The organism is Chelatococcus sp. HY11 (genome assembly GCF_018398335.1).
Taxonomy (GTDB): domain Bacteria; phylum Pseudomonadota; class Alphaproteobacteria; order Rhizobiales; family Beijerinckiaceae; genus Chelatococcus.
This window is the reverse complement of the sequence record NZ_JAHBRX010000001.1, coordinates 2,646,972-2,662,387: the sequence shown is the minus strand read 5'-3', so window position 1 is coordinate 2,662,387 and position 15,416 is coordinate 2,646,972. Positions and strand designations below refer to the sequence as shown.

The window sequence follows — 15,416 nt, the reverse complement described above, 5'->3', positions numbered from 1 at the left end:
ATGACTCTGAAGCAGAGACTGACGGAGAAGGCGCCGGTTGTCGCCCCCGGGATCTATGACGCGCTCACCGCATCGATCGCCGCCGCGGCCGGTTTCGAGGCGCTCTATCTGTCCGGCGCGGCGATTGCCTACACGCGCCTGGGGCGCTCGGATATCGGGCTCGTCTCGATGAACGAGGTGGCCGACGTCATCACCCTCGTCCGGGATCGGGTACCGACGGCGCTCATCGTCGACGCTGACAACGGCTATGGCAACGCTCTCAACGTGCAGCGCACCGTGCGGCTGTTCGAGCGGGCCGGCGCCACGGCCATCCAGCTCGAGGACCAGACGCTGCCGAAGCGCTGCGGCCATCTGCAGGACAAGAGCCTGGTCAGTGCCGGTGAGATGGCCGGCAAGGTCAAGGCGGCTGTCGATGCCCGTGTCAGTGAAGAGACGCTGATCGTGGCGCGCACCGATGCGGTGGCTGTCGAAGGGCTTGAGAGCGCGATCGAACGCGCGCATCTCTATGCCGAGGCTGGCGCGGACGTGCTCTTCGTCGAAGCGCCACGGTCCAGGGAGCAGCTGGTGGCTGTGACCAGCGCGCTTGGCGGCACACTCCCGCTGCTCGCCAATATGGTGGAAGGCGGCGACACGCCACTCGCCAGCGCCGACGAGCTCGGCGATCTCGGCTTCAAGATCGTGATCTTCCCCGGCGGCATCGTGCGCGCGCTCGCCCGCACCGCGCAGGACTATTACAGCTCGCTGAAGGTCAACGGCACGAACGATCCGTTCAAGGACCGGATGTTCGATTTCAACGCCCTGAACGCGCTGATCGGCACACCAGAGTTACTGGCTCTCGGGCGCACCTACGAGGATTTCAAGAAGGAACCCGCGGCATGACGAGTATCGATCCTGTCACCCTTGCCGTGCTCAAGGGGCGCCTGGAGCAGATCGCGGACGAGATGGACGCCACGCTGTATCGCTCGGCGTTCAACCCGATCATCGCCGAGGCGCGGGATGCCTGCCACGGCCTCTACCATGCGACGACCGGCGCGACGCTGGTGCAGGGCACCAACGGCCTGCCCATCTTCGTCGGCGCCATGGCCTTCGCGGTCAAGGCGGTGATCGACAAGGTGGCGCGCGAGGGCGGCCTTGAGGAAGGCGACACCTTCCTGTTCAACGACCCCTATGTGGGCGGCACCCATCTCAACGACTTCCGCTTGGTGCGGCCGATCTTCCGCAACGGGGAGCTGTTCTGCTGGCTCGCCTCCGCCGGCCATTGGCTCGATATCGGCGGCAATGTGCCGGGTGGCTACAACCCCAAGGCCACCGAGAGCTTCCAGGAAGGCGTGCGCTTCCCGCCGGTCAAGTTGTTCTCCGCCGGCAAGCTGAACCAGGATATCGTCGACCTGCTCGCCGCGAATTCCCGTGTTCCGACGTCGAACTGGGGCGATCTCAACGGGCAGCTCAACGCCCTCGATCTCGGCCAGCGCCGCTTCGAGTCCCTTCTCGACGAATACAGCCCGGCGACCGTGTCGGCGGCTTTCGAGGCCTTCTCCGATCGTGCCGAGGCGCTGATGCGCAGCGCCATCCGCGCCCTGCCGGACGGCCGCTATTCCTTCGAGGACGTGCTCGACAACGACGGCATCACCGACGACGTGCTCACCGTCGCGCTCGATCTCACCATCGCCGGCGAGACGATGACGCTCGATTTCTCGCGCTCGTCACCGCCGGCTCAGGGGCCGATCAACATCTCCTACGCGACGACGGCGGCCGCCTGCTACGTGGCGCTGAAGCATATCTTCACGGATGTGCCCGCCAATGCGGGCTGCCTCAGGCCGATCGATTTCGTCATCCCGCCGACCACCTTGCTCGGCGCGACCGCCCCGAAGCCGATGGCGGGCTACACCGAGACCATCCTGCGCCTCATCGGCGTGGTGCTCGGCGCGTTGGCAAAGGCCGATCCCGAGCGCGCGACCGCCGCGCCCTTCGGCACCATCAACGCGCTCTCCTTCGCCGGCCATCGTGCCAATGGCGACCGCTGGGTGATGTTCTCCTTCTTCGGCGGCGGCATGGGCGGCAACCCGGAAACGGACGGCCTCAACCACGCCAACAACCCGATCTCGACGGCGACGATCCCGCCGCTCGAAATTCTCGAGGCGAGCTATCCGGTGATGTTCCGGCAATGGGCGCTACGGCCGGATTCGGCCGGCCCTGGCACCCATCGCGGCGGTTTTGGCGCGATCTATGAGGTGGAGGCGCTGTCCGACGCGGAAGTCTTCCTGCTCGGCGAACGCGGCAAGGTCGCGCCTTTCGGCGTGCTCGGCGGCGGCCCGGCCGGGTTGAACCGCTTCACCTGGGAGGCGGAGGATGGCGAGCATTCGCCGCCGCTCGTCTCCAAGGTCACGGGCGTGCCGGTGCCGACCGGACGCGCCGTGAAACTGCAGACGCCGGGCGGTGGCGGCTGGGGCAGCCCGCTGGCGCGTGCGGCCTCGCTTGTCGCGCGGGATGTGCGCCTCGGCTACATCAGCGCCGAGAGCGCCCGCCGGGATTATGGGGTCGTCGTGAGCGACGACGGGGAACTCGATGAGGCGGCGACGGCCAGCCTCCGCAAGGGAGCCGCGGCATGAACGCGCCTATCATGAACGCGCCTGTCAAGAATCGCGAGGGGCGCATCGTCGGCGTCGATGTCGGCGGAACCTTCACGGATCTGTTCTTCTACGATGAGCCGGCCAAGGCTTTCCGCACGGCCAAGGTGCCCTCGAACCGGGGTGACGAGGCGGTCGGCTTCCTCAACGGCCTGAGGGCCTTCGGTGCGATCGCCGATCTCACGTCCGTCGTGCACGGCACCACGGTCGGCACGAATGCGCTCCTGGAGCGCAAGGGCGCGCGCTGCGGCCTCATCACCACCAAGGGTTTCCGCGATGTGCTCGAGATGCGTCGGCGCGACCGGCGTCACACCTGGGGCCTGTGGGGGGATTTCGTCCCGGTGATCGACCGTGACCTCAGGCTTGAGGTCAACGAGCGCACGCTGGCCGACGGGACGATCCGCGAGGCTCTCGACGAGGACGCCGTGCGTAAGGCGGCGAAGGAGCTCGTCGCCGCTGGCTGCGAGGCGCTCGCCATCGTCTTCGTCAACGCCTATGCCAACCCCGAGAACGAGCAGAAGGCTTTGGCCGTTGCCGCCGAAGTCTGGCCGAACGGCAATATCGCCTGCTCAAGCCAGATCCTGCCGGAAATCCGCGAGTTCGAGCGTACCTCGACGACGGCGCTGAATGCCTATCTGCAGCCGGTGGTCGGCAGCTATCTCGGCAAGCTCGATGATGCATTGAAGTCCGAGGGCTTTGGCGGGCGCTTCCACATCGTGCAGTCGAACGGCGGCGTGATGTCGACCGAGACGGCGCGCCGCCTGCCGGTGCGCACCGCGCTCTCCGGTCCCGCGGCCGGCGTCATCGCGGCAGCGGCGATTTCGGAAGCTGCCGGCTTCCCCAACGTCATCACCGGCGATCTCGGCGGCACTTCCTTCGACGTCTCGCTGGTCGTCGGCGGCAAGACGGCGCTCGCGGCCCAGACCACCATCGATTTCGGCCTCGTCATCCGCACGCCGATGATCGAGATCACCACCATCGGCGCCGGCGGCGGCTCCATCGCCCATGTCGATGCCGGCGGCATGCTGCAGGTCGGCCCTGAAAGCGCCGGCTCGCGCCCCGGTCCCGTCTGCTACGGGCAGGGCAATACCCGGCCGACCCTGACCGACGCCAATGTCGTGCTCGGGCGCATCAATTCCGACCGGCCGATCGGCGGCATGCTGAAGCGCCTCGACATCGAGGCGGCGCGCGCCGCGATCGACGAACATGTGGCGAAGCCCCTGGGCATCGACGTGATGGTGGCAGCCGAGGCGATCGTCCGTATCGCCGACGCCAAGATGGCCGGCGCCATTCGCCTCGTCTCCATCGAGCGCGGCCATGATCCGGCCAAGTTCGCGGCCGTGCCCTTCGGCGGTGGCGGCGCGCTGCATGTCGGCGCGCTGATCAAGGACGTCGGCCTCAAGGCCGCGCTCGTGCCGCGCTATCCCGGCGTCACCTCGGCGCTCGGCTGCGTCATCGCCGATATCCGGCATGACCAGGTGCAGACCGTGAACCTGAGCCTCGAAGGCATCGACGCCGCGGCGCTCGACAAGCGGATGGTCGCCGAGGCGAGCGAGGCGAAGGCCGTCGTCGAGGCGGCGGGCCTCGCGGTCGATCGCATCGACGTGCTGTTCGAGCTCGACATGCATTATGTCGGCCAGACGCACACCGTGTCGGTGCCGCTGCCGGTGAGCATCACAAACGGCACGACGGGCGTCAGCGAGGCGGTGATCCGCACCGCCTTCGAGGAGGCCTACCGCAACTCGTTCAGCCGTCTCCTGAACGGCGTGCCGGCGCGCATTGTCAACCTGCGCACCGCGGCCATCGGCCGCCGCCCGCGCTTCGACCTCGCGGCGCTCCGGCCGAGCGGCGATGCGAGCCTCGACAAGGCGCGGCTCGGCGCGCGCAAGGTGTGGTTCGACGGCGCCTGGCATGAGGCCGCGATCTACGCCCGCCTCGACCTGCCGGTCGGCACGGTGGTGCGCGGCCCGGCCATCCTCGAACAGCCCGACGCGACGACCGTGGTCGATCCCGACCTCACGGCGCGCATCGACGACTATGGCAATGTCATTGTGGAGCGCGCATCATGAGCCACGCGGATATTCCGCTGTCGAAGACGGCCCTGCTGACGGTCGATCTGCAGAACGACTTCATCCATCCGGATGGGGCCTATGGCCGGGCGGGCCAGGGCGCGCCCGAGATCGCGGCGCTGCCTGCGCGCATCAAGCCGCTGGCCGACCTGTTGCGCCGGAAGGGCGGCTGGTTCGTCTCCACGCAGTTCACGCTCGTGCCGGCCAAGGGCGGCGAGCCGTTGATCTCGCCGCATCTGAAGGAACTGCGCCCCTTCCTCAAGAAGGGTGATTTCCTTCCCGGCGCCTGGGGCCACAGCCTCGTGGACGCGCTGCAACCGGCGGATCTCACCGTCGAGAAGATCGCCTATTCCGCTTTCTACATGACGCGGATGGAGTGGGTGCTGCGCAAATGCGGCATCGAGAAGCTCATCATCGGCGGCATCGTCACGAATGGCGGCGTCGCCTCCACGGTGCGGGATTCGCATGTGCGCGACTTCTCCACGGTGGTGCTGTCGGATGGCAGCGCGGCCTTCAACACGGCAACCCACGAGACGGCCATCGCCGCGCTGAAGCCGGTGTGCCGTGTCGCGACCATCGCCGAGATGATCGACGAGATCGCGGCCGCCTGAGCGCGCCCCGATCCCGTTCCGCGAACAATGCGCCGGCCACGCCCGTGCCGCGCAACCCCTAATGAATCGGGAGGCCATGGATGCCCGTCGTCGAAACAACCGTCATCGAAGGCTATGACGCCGCCACCAAGTCGCGGCTGTTGAAGGGCATGACCCGCGTCGTGCGCTCCGTGATGGCGGCCCCGCCGGATGGCGTCGTCACCATCCTGCGTGAAGTCTCCCCGAGCGCCTACGCCCGTGGTGGTGTCTCGCGCGTGCCCGGACCGCCGCTGCCGCCGGCAACGGACGTCGCCGCCCAGCTCGCGGAAGCACTCGCCAAGGGCGACACGACAGCGGCTTCGACGCTGGTGACCGAGGATTTCGTCGCCGTCGACAGCGAGGGGCGCGGTTCCGGCCTCGCGGAGGCTCTGGCCGCCGCGCAGCAGGCGGGCAAGCGCTACGAGACCTTCGTGGAAGCGCTGACGGATGACGGCAGCCTCGTCTTTGCCCATGGCACGCTCGCGAGCGGCAAGCGTTTCATCGATCGTTTCCGGCTGGCCGGGCCGTTGATCGCCGAACAGGTGAGCTGGTAAGGCGATGGCGCAGGTTCGCCCCGCCGGCGAGGCCTCGGCCTCCCAAATGGCTGATGTGCTCATCATCGGTGCCGGCGCGGCTGGTCTGTGCGCGGCCTTGGCGGCCCGGGACGCCGGCGCCTCGGTGATCGTGCTGGAGCGCGACGCGGCTCCCTCCGGCAACACCGCGCTGACGCTCGGCATGCTGCCCGGCGCGGGCACCCGTTTCCAGCGCGAGAAGGGCATCGAGGACAGTCCCGAACTCTTTCTCGCGGACATCATGAAGAAGGCCAAGGGCCGGACCGACGAGGCCTTGGCGCGGGTTGTCACCGAGGCCTCCGGACCTGCCGTGGAATGGCTAGTCGATACCCATGGCGTTGGCTTTGAACTGCTCGACGATATTCTCTATCCCGGCCATTCCCGCCATCGCTACCACGTCCCCAGGAGCCGGACCGGCACCGAGATGGAGGAGGGGCTGCTGGCGGCGGCGCGCAAGGCCGGCGCGGTGCTCGTCACCTCCGCCACGGTGGAGACGCTTTACGCCGATGCCGATCGCCGTGTCACGGCGGTGGGCTACCGTGACGCCGATGGCGCCGAGCAGGTCATCGGCTGCCGGGCGCTGGTGCTGGCCACCGGCGGATACGGCGCCGACCCCGCTGTCGTTGCCCGGCACATCCCCGAGATGGCCGAGGCCGTCTATTGCGGCCACGACGGCAGCCGGGGCGAGGCGCTCGACTGGGGCGAGGCTCTCGATGCCGCGAGCGCGGATCTTGGAAGCTACCAGGGCCACTGCGTCGCCAACGGCCCCAAGCTGCCCCTGACATGGGCGCTCGTGATCCGTGGCGGCTTCCAGGTGAACCGCGACGGAGAACGTTTCTCGAACGAGATGAGCGGCTATTCCGAACAGGCCTCCGCTGTGCTCGCCCAGCCCGAGGGCACGGCCTGGACGATCTATGACCGGCGCTGCGAGGAGCCGGCGCTCACCTTCCAGGATTATCACCGCGTCTTGGAGAAAGACGCGGTCGTCACCGCGGAAACCGTGGAAGAGCTGGCTGACGCCATCGGCGTGCCGCGGGTGGCCCTCGAATTGCGTTTCGCCGAGGTTTCCTCCTATGCGGCGGGTGCCGCGTCGGACCCCTTCGGCCGCGACTTTACGGAGAACCCACCGCTCCAGGCGCCCTATCTCGCGGCGAAAGTGCGGGGTGCGCTCTTTCACACCCAAGGCGGGCTCGCCGTCGACGGGGAAGCGCGCGTGCTCGGCCGCGACGGCGCGCGCCTGCCCAACCTCTTCGCCGCCGGCGGTGCCGCCCGCGGCCTCTCCGGGCCCTCGTCCTGGGGCTATCTCGGCGGCAACGGCCTTCTGACCGCCGTCGTGCTCGGCCGCTTCGCGGGCGCGGGCGCGGCGCGGCTCTCGTCATAAGTTCAGGGAGATCTATCCATCATGGCCAGGGTACTGGTGATCGTGCCGTTTCCGATGGATGCGGACAATCTCGAAAAGCGCAAGGCGCAGCTCTCCGCCGTGAAGCTCGGCCCCGATATCGCGTTCGACTTCAAGCCGGTGCGCATCGCGCCCGTCAACTACGTCAGCCAACAGGATTCCGTGCTCGCCGATGTCGGTATGCTCGAAGCGGGCCTTCAGGCCGAGGCCGACGGCTATGACGCGGTCTGTATCGACACCGTAAGCGATTCCGGCATGGCGCAGCTGCGCTCGGTGCTCAATATCCCCGTCATCGGCGCGGGCCGCCATGCCATGCTCACGGCGCTCATGCTGGGCGACCGCTTCTCCGTCCTCGCGATGTGGGACCGCTGGCGTCACCTCTATGCCAAGACTTTGGCCGAGCTCGGCCTCGGCGCGAAATGCGCCTCGGTGCGCTCCGCCGGCCTGCAGCCCAATAACCAGAGCCTCCTTGCCGGCAAGGAGGACGAGTTCTTTCCGGCGCTCTACGAGGCGGCGATGCGCTGCGTGGAGGAGGACGGCGCGGATGTCATCATCCTCGGCTCCACCACCATGCACGAGGCCCACGCCTATCTCGCCGAGCGCCTGCCTGTGCCGATCATCAATCCGGGGCCGCTGACCTACCGCCTGGCTGAAACCGCGATCCGGCTGAAGCTCAGCCACAGCCGCCTCACATTCCCGTCGCCCGTCACGCCCGCGACCGCGCGCCTCGCCGCCATGGGCGACGCCGCCGCGACCGTTTGAGGAGAGAGCGATGTCCCGTATCCTGATGATTGTCGCGACCGATCGCGCCGCCCCCCTCAGCGGTGAGGCCAAGGTCGAGCTCCGTGTCGCGCCGGGCATCCCAGCCGCTCCGATCAGCGCCCATGACTGGACCCTTGCCGATTTGGCCGCGCTCGCCGCTGGGCAGAATGCGGAGACGGAAGGCTTCAGCGCGGTTTGTGTCGGAGAGTTCGGCGATTTCGGCGCCAATGCGCTCCGTTCCGTGCTCGACATTCCCGTTGTCGCCGCCGGTCGCAGCGCCATGCTTTACGCGCTGACGCTCGGCGCGCGCTTCGGCATCGTCGCGCCGCCGTCCGGCTATACCCGCGCCAAGAAGCTCGCGCAGGAATATGGCCTCAGCCTCCAATGCACCGGCGTGCGCGCCTATGCGGAAACGGCGACCGAAGGCGCGATCCTCACCGCCGCCAAGCTGGCGATCGAGGAAGACGGCGCCGAGGTGCTTGTGCTCGGCGAGGCGATGTCACCCGACATGGCGGCGCGGCTCGCGGCGGCGCTGCCGGTGCCGGTGGTGGAGCCGGCCTCGCTCGCTGTGATGCTGGCGGAGAGCTTCCTCGGCCTCGGCCTCGGCCAGAGCCGCCGTACCTATCCGGTGCCGCAGGCGCGCAAGCCGGATCTGATCGCAAAATTGATCGCGGCGGGAGAGGGGGCGTGACAGCGTTGAACGACCAGCTCCAACCTGTCGTGACCGAGCCGTCGGAGGAGGCGAGGGCGCTCGCCGCGCTCGCCCTGTCGCTGAAGCTCGCGGATGTGCCCGCCGGGGTCGTCCATCACGCCAAGCTCATCGTGCGCGACACGCTGGGCGTCATGCTCGGCGGCTCGCAACTGCCGGAGATTCGCAACCTCGCGCGGCTCGCGCCGATGCTCGCACCGGGCAAGGCCTCCCTGTTCGGGACCGATCTGACCGCCGCGAGCCATGTCGCGGCGCTGGTGAATGGCGCGGGCGGCGTCTCGCTGGAGCTCGACGAGGGCAACCAGTTCGCCGTCAACCATCCGGGCGTGCATATCATTCCCGGTCTCTGGGCCCTGGCGGAAGAGGAAGGCGCCTCGGGTGCGGCCTTTCTCCAGGCCGTCATCATCGGCTACGAGATCGCCGTGCGCGTTGGCCGCGCCACGAAGCTGCGGGGCCCGGTGCACCCCTTCGGCACCCATGCCATCGTCGGCACAGCCGTCGGCGCCGCGCGCCTGATGGGCTTCGACGAGGCGATGACGGCCCGCACCATCGAGCTGGCGGCTGGTCTCCCGATCGCCTCCTCGCAGATGGCGGCGAACACGGGCGCCTCGGTGCGCAACCTGTTCACCGGCTTCACCAACCATAACGGGCTGCTCGCCCCGCGCTTCGTGCGCGCCGGCTTCTGCGGTGAACCGGGCGCGCTGTCGAGCGTCTTCGGGGCAATCCTGGGTGAGCGCTTCGCGCTCGATGTCGAGCCGCGTTTCACCGAATTTTTCCTGACGCGCAATTACTTCAAGATCTACGCCTGTAGCCGCTGGAACCATGCGCCGATCGAAGCCGCGCGCGATATTCGCGTCACCCACGACGTGAAGCCGTCCGATATCGCGTCCGTGACGGTGCATACCTACGATCCGGCGACGCGCCTTGGCGGCAATACGGTCGCGAATGCTTATGCGGCTAAACATTCGATTGCCTTCAATGTGGCCGTGCAGCTCATGCACGGCAGCAACGACGCCGATGTCTATACCGACGCCATCGTCCACGATCCTGCGATGGTAGCGCTCATCGGCAAGGTCGCCGTCATGGAAGACCGGGCTCTGACGGCGCTCCTGCCCGGCGTCCGGGCGGCTCGCGTCGAGATCAAGCTCACGTCCGGTGAAACCTATTCGGCTCGGTCCGACGTGCCGATCGGCGGGTTCGACAATCCGCTTCCCGAAGGGGAGCTCCGCGCCAAGTTCCGTCGCCTCGCCGGCCTCGCCCTCCCGGAGGAGGCGATCGACAACCTGGAGCGCGTGGTCGCCGGCCTGGAGACGGCCGAACGGATCGAGGCGATCTGAGGCTCGCGCGAGATGGCGATAGTGGGGCCGTCTTGTTCCTTACCGCTGGCTGCTTCGCTGCCGCTGGCGCATTGCGCGCGGGCACGCCATCTTGGTCCTGCCGCGCCGAGTGGCGTCGCGGCGGGCCAGATGACCAGCAGCGAGAGGATATGTCATGGATATTGTGCGGAGCGGATCGCAGCCCTCCGGAAAGGGGCCGGAGGCCTATTTCACCGGGGCGGTTCGCATCGATCCGCTTCTCAGCCCGCCGGAGCCGGCGCGGGTCGCGGGCGCTCTGGTCACCTTCGAGCCAGGCGCGCGGACGGCCTGGCATACGCATCCGCTGGGACAGACGCTGATCGTCGTGTCCGGATGCGGCTGGGCGCAGCGCGAGGGTGGCCCCATCGAGGAGATCCGGCCGGGAGACGTGGTCTGGTTCCCCCCCGGTGAAAAACACTGGCACGGCGCCACGCCGACGACGGCCATGAGCCACATCGCCATCCAGGAAAAGCTCAACGGCTCGCCTGTGGACTGGATGGAGCACGTCACCGACGCGCAATACCGGAAGTAGCGCCACACCTCCCGGAAGGTGGTACCGTCGACAATTCGGTCCGCGTTTTCCGGGAGCGTGTCTTGAGTGCCCAATCAGAACAGGTGTTGCAGGGTCTCTATCTCATCGCGATCGTCGCGGAGGCCATGACCGCGGCGCTGTCCGCCGGACGGCGCAACATGGATTGGGTCGGCGTCTATCTTCTTGGATGCGTGACGGCCCTTGGCGGCGGCTCTGTGCGTGATGTGCTTCTCGGCCATTATCCATTGTCCTGGGTGCAGCATCCCTCCTATCTCTTGATTACCGGCTGTGCTGCTCTCGCTACCATTGCCATTGCCCGCTACATGCATCGGCTGCGCCATGTGTTTCTGTTTCTCGATGCCGTCGGCCTCGTGTGCTTCACGGTCATCGGTTGCAATGTGGCGATCGGGCTTGGCATGCCGTTCACGATCGTCATCGCATCCGGGCTGATCACTGGCTGCGTCGGCGGTGTTCTCCGGGATATTCTTTGCACGGATGTGCCATTACTATTCCGTGCTGAGCTCTATGCGACGGTTTCCGTCGCGACAGGCGTCATCTACGTCGCGGGCCAGTCGACGGAACTCAGCCACAGTCTGGTCATGCTGGTCGCCATGCTGACGGGCCTGGCGTTCAGGCTGCTCGCTCTGCGCTATAAATGGAGCATGCCGAAATTCGTCTATACGCATGATCTGCATTGATTACTGATGGGGCCCTCAAGCCGTCGCGGGCTCCATCTGCCTTTTGGGAAACGGCCGGAACGCCATCAGGATCAGCATGGCCGTCAGGCCCATGCCCCAGGAGCCGACATACATCAATACATAGCTGGAGAAATGGTCGTAGATGAGGCCACCGAGCAGGGGTCCTGTCGACATGCCAAGGCTGCCGGCCATCGCGGTGCCGCCGATGATCGTGCCCATCATCTTCAGCGGGAAGTTCTCACGGATGATCACGGCATAGAGCGGCATCGTGCCGGCATAGATGAAGCCGACGGCCACCGCGACGGCATAGAAGCCGCCAAGCTGATCGACGAAGGCATAAGCGAGCACACCGAACGCCTGCGCCATGAGCCCGATGACGAGGACACGCTGCGCGCCGAAGCGGTCTCCCGCGAGGCCAAAGCCGATGCGGCCGAACATGCCCGCCAGACCCTCGACGCTGTAGATCGACACGGCGGCGATCATCGGGATGCCGCAGGTCACCGCATAGCTCACGGTGTGGAAGATCGGGCCGGAATGGGTGGCGCAGCAGAAAAAGTTCGCCAGCATCAGGATAAGGAATTGCGGCGAGCGTACAGCCTGCCGGACTGTCATCCCCGATTGCTGCCCATCGGCCGCCGCTTCGGCATGCCCGCCTTCCAGTGCCGGCGGACGCCGTACGAGGAGGGCCGCGGGGATCATGAGCCCCGCCGCGATGCCGGCGATGATCAGCATGGCGGTGCGCCAGTCGTGGATGGTGACCAGCCAGGCCGCGAGCGGCGCCATCGTCATCGGCGCCAGGCCCATGCCAGCGGAGACCAGCGAGACCGCAAGGCCGCGCTGGGTGTCGAACCAGCCCGTCACGGCCGCCATCATCGGCGCGAAGACGGCGGCGGTCGCTACCCCGACCAGAAGGCCGAACAGAAGCTGGAACTCAGTGAGAGAGGCCGCCCGGCTGGCCAGTGCAAGGCTCGCGGCCAGGACCACCGAGCCCGTCAGCACGACCGGGCGGGGACCGAACCTGTCGAAGAGGTTGCCCCAAACCATGCTGGCCGCCGCCATGGCGAGGAAGCCGATCGTCATGGCCATCGACACGCCGGTGACGGACCAGCCGGTATCCTCTGACATCGGCCGCAGGAAGACGGGCAGGGAAAACATGGCGCCAGCCGCGACGCAGCCCAGAACGCCACCAGCCGCGACGATGACCCAGCGATAGGGATGGTTCATGATCTCCTCCGGCTCCGCCAACAGCACCCGATGCATGATCCGGGCATCGGGTGCGCCTGCCACTCTTCGGGCTTCAAATCAGCCCTGCGGCTTCCAGTCCGCCGAGGGAATGGTGTTCACCATCCATGGTACGCCGAACCGGTCGATGAGCGAGCCAAATCCCGGCGACCAGAAGGTTTCGCCGAACGGCATGACCGCCTGGCCGCCTTCGGACAGTTGCTGGAACCAGCGCTGTCCCTCTGCCTTGTCCGTGGTGTGCAGGGTCACATCGAAGCCGTTCTTGGGCTTGTCGATGTTGCGCGCCCATTCGACATCCATATCGGCGCCCATCAAGGCCTGGTCGCCCACTTCGAGCCAGCAATGCATCAGCCAGGTCTTGTATTTCTCGTCGGTGATCGGCATGCCGGGAGGCGCATCGCCATAGGGAAACGCCGCGGTGATCTTTCCGCCGAGGACCTTGGCGTAGAACTCGAATGCCTCGCGGCATTGCCCCTGGAAGCTCAGGCTGGTCACGATCTTCATGGTCGTCTCCTCGTTTGTCGGGTTCTCGAAGTGTCAGGCGATATCGAATCGCAAGGACACGCCGAATGGGGCGTCGGACCCAGTGAAGCACTTTCGGGTCGGCGCCTGACATGTCCCTATCTAAGTTGATATCAACGTAATTTGACCCTGAATGTCAACCGTCCCGGCGAAAACAGATGGTGTCCGTCGAGATCCATCAGGCTGGTCAGGGGCGACGGCGCCATGTCCGACGGTCCTTGGGTAGCCTGTTCCCCCCCCCTCTTCAAGACGATGCCGGTCTAGTCGCCTGTGAACTTCAACGACCGTGGTGGAGATCCATCGGCCGCGTCAGCGAAGCGCTATTCTGGAGGGGACGTCTCGGATCGGCTCTTGCATGCCGCCGCGGCCGCCCTCAAAAGAATGCGTGGCGCTGATGAGTCGCGGAATGTCTTCAGTGATGGCAATGGGGCATCGCTCGCTTTTACATCCCGGTGTCATCGCCGCGCTTGTCAGCCTTCTTGGGCCGCAGGCCGCAACGGGCGCGCTCGCCGCCGTCAAGCGACGGTCGGCGCTGCACGGCTGCACGGTATCGGCACCAGAGCAAAGTCCGCTGCTTTCCAGCAAGGCAGGGAATGGCACACGGCAGGCTGAGGATCTGGGGGATGATCCAGACGACGATGACGACGATGATGAGGCCGATGGAAGTGATGCTCCCGCCGGCTTTTATGTTCCGGGATCGGATACCTGCGTCTCTATTTCGGGAACGTTGTCGACTGGCATGCAGTACGACTGGTATCGTATCAAGGCCCCGGCAGCGGGCCTTGTGCGTATCTCGCCGGATGTAACGACATTTCCAATCACGGCCTCACTGCGGCTGGAAAGTGGACAGGCTCTTGCCAACGGGCTGTATCTATCCACTGCAATCGAATTCATGTTCGATACGACGAGCGACGACAATCCGACGGTCGAGGAAGCCAGCATCACCTTAGGGCCGTTCACGGCCGGTGTGACAGCGTCCTGGTTCGATTTCTGGACGGGAGAGGATTTCGTTCTGGTCGGCCGTATCCCGAGCCGCACGGTCGGCCTCTTTGGCGTCAATCGCCGTCTCACCGACACACTTCAGTTTTCACTATCCGCCGAAACCCTTGAAAGCAACCAGAGCGCTCTGGGTTTTTCGCGTGGCGCGCGCATGCCGGACGGTGTGGCGAGGCTTCTCTACGACGACGGCACGCTCACCATCCATGGCGCCGTCGCTCTGCACGACCAGCGGCTCACAGGCGACTCGTCGCGCCGCCTCGGCAGAGCCGCTATCATCGGAGCGACTTGGCAGCATGCGCTTTTTGGACGGAATACGATATTGTCCGGTCAGATCGCGGGTGCGATTGACGCCGCCCCTTATATCGGCTCGCAGCTCGATCGACGGGCTGTGCTTCCTTTGCTTGCGATTGGCCATGCGACGCGCGGCTGGTCGGGTGTCTTGTCGATCGGCCATGATTTGTCCGATACGTGGTCCACGAACGCCTATGTCAGCCGCTACGATCTCAAGCTGCCGTTTCCGGGCTCCGAGGCTGGACATATAAGGATAGACCGATTGTCGGCGAACCTGGTCTGGAAGCCTTTCAACGGCATCAAGATTGGCGTGGAGGGCTCAACCGCCTGGCAGAACGCCGAAATCCTTGGCCGTGTCGTCTCAACCTCCCTCGCCGGGCGCCAGACTTCGCTTCAAGTCTTCCTGGAACGCGCTTTCTGAGCGATGGCGGGCTGCCGGCCGCGCATGGACAAACCTGTCAAGGACATTCCAATCGCCGTAGCTGCAGGTTTTGCGGCTTGTTATGAAAAGCCGCCACAAATATTCCTGCCTTATTCCGGCATCAAAGCGGTGAAAGCATTCAACGAAAAAATCTAATGTTTCGTTGGTAGTATACTTTGCTGTGTTCTGTTTGACGGGTGTGAAGTGGCCGCCAGCCACCAGCGGGAGTCTCTTCCCAACAGGGGCATCGGGGTCACGGCCGCGCAAACCGGGCATATGCAAAAACGCCCGAGCGGTTTGACCTCGTTCTCAACACAGACATGACCGCAGACGGTACAGCTAAAACTCAGGGAGTTCATCGGAGGCCCTCCGCAGGTTATGGCGCGGGCGCATTTTCCCACGCGCCTTGCCGGCATAGTAGCCGATAGGAGTAGGGCGCGACAACACGAAGCGGTGACTTGGCTCCCTTCGTCGCTTCCACGAAGGACATGTGGTCAGGGCCAGCCGCAGGATGCTCGCGCGCATGGGATCGCCTCGTGATCTTGGGTTCAGGCGCGCTGCTGCGGACCGGCGGCAGGCGTGGTCAACA

The 15,416-nt window shown here is 66.1% G+C and carries 15 protein-coding genes; 13 read left to right on the top strand and 2 right to left on the bottom strand.

Features of this window, described 5'->3' with window-relative positions; all coding sequences use genetic code 11:
• The 11 genes from KIO74_RS12205 to KIO74_RS12155 all read left to right on the top strand — a co-directional run bounded on the left by KIO74_RS12205 (position 1) and on the right by KIO74_RS12155 (position 11,352).
• A complete protein-coding gene (locus KIO74_RS12205) occupies positions 1-879 on the top strand; it encodes an isocitrate lyase/PEP mutase family protein (protein WP_213332230.1) in 879 nt (292 codons plus the stop codon).
• Positions 876-2,609, top strand: coding sequence for a hydantoinase B/oxoprolinase family protein (locus tag KIO74_RS12200; RefSeq protein ID WP_213332229.1), 1,734 nt, complete (start codon positions 876-878; stop codon positions 2,607-2,609). Before KIO74_RS12205 ends, KIO74_RS12200 begins: the two co-directional genes overlap by 4 nt.
• On the top strand, positions 2,606-4,696 hold the full coding sequence (locus KIO74_RS12195) for a hydantoinase/oxoprolinase family protein (RefSeq protein ID WP_249730959.1): 2,091 nt from the start codon (positions 2,606-2,608) through the stop codon (positions 4,694-4,696). The genes KIO74_RS12200 and KIO74_RS12195 overlap by 4 nt, the downstream gene beginning before the upstream one ends.
• Positions 4,693-5,307: a cysteine hydrolase family protein gene (locus tag KIO74_RS12190; protein WP_213332228.1), complete on the top strand. Its 615-nt coding sequence runs from the start codon at positions 4,693-4,695 to the stop codon at positions 5,305-5,307. Before KIO74_RS12195 ends, KIO74_RS12190 begins: the two co-directional genes overlap by 4 nt.
• An 80-nt stretch (positions 5,308-5,387) precedes the next feature.
• The gene (locus tag KIO74_RS12185) at positions 5,388-5,879 is read left to right on the top strand and encodes a nuclear transport factor 2 family protein (RefSeq protein ID WP_213332227.1); all 492 of its coding nucleotides are present in this window, start codon (positions 5,388-5,390) and stop codon (positions 5,877-5,879) included.
• 4 nt (positions 5,880-5,883) lie between these two features.
• The gene (locus KIO74_RS12180; RefSeq protein ID WP_213332226.1) at positions 5,884-7,278 is read left to right on the top strand and encodes an FAD-dependent oxidoreductase; all 1,395 of its coding nucleotides are present in this window, start codon (positions 5,884-5,886) and stop codon (positions 7,276-7,278) included.
• Positions 7,279-7,299: 21 nt separating this feature from the next.
• Positions 7,300-8,058 (top strand): aspartate/glutamate racemase family protein, encoded by a 759-nt coding sequence (locus tag KIO74_RS12175; RefSeq protein ID WP_213332225.1) that lies wholly within the window; start codon positions 7,300-7,302, stop codon positions 8,056-8,058.
• Between the two features lie 10 nt (positions 8,059-8,068).
• Complete coding sequence (locus KIO74_RS12170) at positions 8,069-8,749, top strand: aspartate/glutamate racemase family protein (protein WP_213332224.1); 681 nt, start codon at positions 8,069-8,071, stop codon at positions 8,747-8,749.
• Positions 8,746-10,104: an MmgE/PrpD family protein gene (locus KIO74_RS12165; protein WP_213332223.1), complete on the top strand. Its 1,359-nt coding sequence runs from the start codon at positions 8,746-8,748 to the stop codon at positions 10,102-10,104. Before KIO74_RS12170 ends, KIO74_RS12165 begins: the two co-directional genes overlap by 4 nt.
• Positions 10,105-10,258: 154 nt before the next feature.
• On the top strand, positions 10,259-10,654 hold the full coding sequence (locus KIO74_RS12160; RefSeq protein WP_213332222.1) for a (R)-mandelonitrile lyase: 396 nt from the start codon (positions 10,259-10,261) through the stop codon (positions 10,652-10,654).
• A gap of 62 nt (positions 10,655-10,716) precedes the next feature.
• Positions 10,717-11,352, top strand: a complete 636-nt coding sequence (locus KIO74_RS12155; RefSeq protein ID WP_283772125.1) for a trimeric intracellular cation channel family protein — start codon at positions 10,717-10,719, stop codon at positions 11,350-11,352.
• 15 nt (positions 11,353-11,367) lie between these two features.
• On the opposite strand, the gene KIO74_RS12150 is transcribed toward KIO74_RS12155, so the two are convergent.
• Both KIO74_RS12150 and KIO74_RS12145 read right to left on the bottom strand, forming a co-directional pair.
• Positions 11,368-12,576 carry an MFS transporter gene (locus KIO74_RS12150; protein WP_213335032.1) on the bottom strand — a complete coding sequence of 403 codons (1,209 nt, stop codon included), beginning with the start codon at positions 12,574-12,576 and terminating at the stop codon, positions 11,368-11,370.
• A gap of 78 nt (positions 12,577-12,654) precedes the next feature.
• Positions 12,655-13,098 (bottom strand): VOC family protein, encoded by a 444-nt coding sequence (locus KIO74_RS12145; RefSeq protein WP_213332219.1) that lies wholly within the window; start codon positions 13,096-13,098, stop codon positions 12,655-12,657.
• A gap of 424 nt (positions 13,099-13,522) precedes the next feature.
• Here KIO74_RS12145 and KIO74_RS12140 point away from each other — a divergent pair, with 424 nt between their 5' ends.
• Together KIO74_RS12140 and KIO74_RS32220 are read left to right on the top strand one after the other, a co-directional pair.
• Entirely contained in the window at positions 13,523-14,827 is a 1,305-nt protein-coding gene (locus KIO74_RS12140) for a porin (RefSeq protein WP_213332218.1), read from the top strand.
• Between the two features lie 24 nt (positions 14,828-14,851).
• A complete protein-coding gene (locus KIO74_RS32220; RefSeq protein ID WP_283772124.1) occupies positions 14,852-14,983 on the top strand; it encodes a hypothetical protein in 132 nt (43 codons plus the stop codon).
• The last annotated feature ends 433 nt before the right edge of the window (positions 14,984-15,416 follow it).